Below are 796 nucleotides of genomic sequence, written 5' to 3' on the forward strand. Positions count from 1 at the left end.
GCCGAAGCCGCGCGCTGGCGCAGCTTGGGCCGGGTTGCCGAAGGGGTGGCCCACGAGGTGAACAATCCCCTTAACATCATGATGCAGGCCGCCGGGCTTATCCGCGACTGCCCGGATGAGCCGGAGGCTCAGGCTCTGGCGGATGTGGGCGAAATGCGCGAGGCCGTCAATACCATCCGCGCCCAGAGCCTGCGCGTAAGGGAAATAACACGCAAGCTGCTCATGGTGGGGCATGGGCTGGACTCGCGCACCGGTCCTTTGGATGTGGCAGTGATTATTGAAGAAAGTCTGGACCTGCTGCGCCACAGGATTGAGGCGACAGGGCTGCGCTGCCAGGTGGACCTTTCCGGCGCGCGGGATTTTTCAGGGGCAGAAGTTGCCGCGCAGGAAAGCCCCGGTGAAAAAACGGAGGAAGGAGCGGCTGAAGATGCGGACAAGGCTGTGCCGCGCCCGTGGGGGTCTGCCCCGGAGTTACGGCAGATATTTCTGCATCTACTTGAAAATGCTCTTGATGTCATGCCGCAGGGTGGATTTGTGCGGGTGTCGGCCCGGCTGCGGCGTGACGGACAGGGAAGGAACTGGTACGATCTGCTTGTGGCGGACAGCGGCCCCGGCATTGCGCCGGACATTCTGCCTCATATTTTTGAGCCTTTTTTCAGTTCGCGTGCCCTTCAAGGCGGATGCGGCGGTCATGACCAATACCATGACAGCCCCAGCAGCGGCAGTGCCATGCGCCCCGGAACTGCCGTACACTCCCACATGGGCCGCTATGCGGGCCTCGGCCTTGCCGTTGCCC

Annotated in this window: 1 protein-coding gene; it reads left to right on the plus strand. The window is 62.8% G+C overall.

From position 1 onward, the window contains the following. Positions 1–796, plus strand: a 796-nt coding sequence (locus tag V6C16_RS14545) for a sensor histidine kinase (RefSeq protein ID WP_333543601.1), incomplete at both ends; no start/stop codon positions are given.

Source organism: Desulfovibrio sp. 1188_IL3213 (assembly GCF_036763145.1).
Classification (GTDB): Bacteria; Desulfobacterota; Desulfovibrionia; order Desulfovibrionales; family Desulfovibrionaceae; genus Desulfovibrio.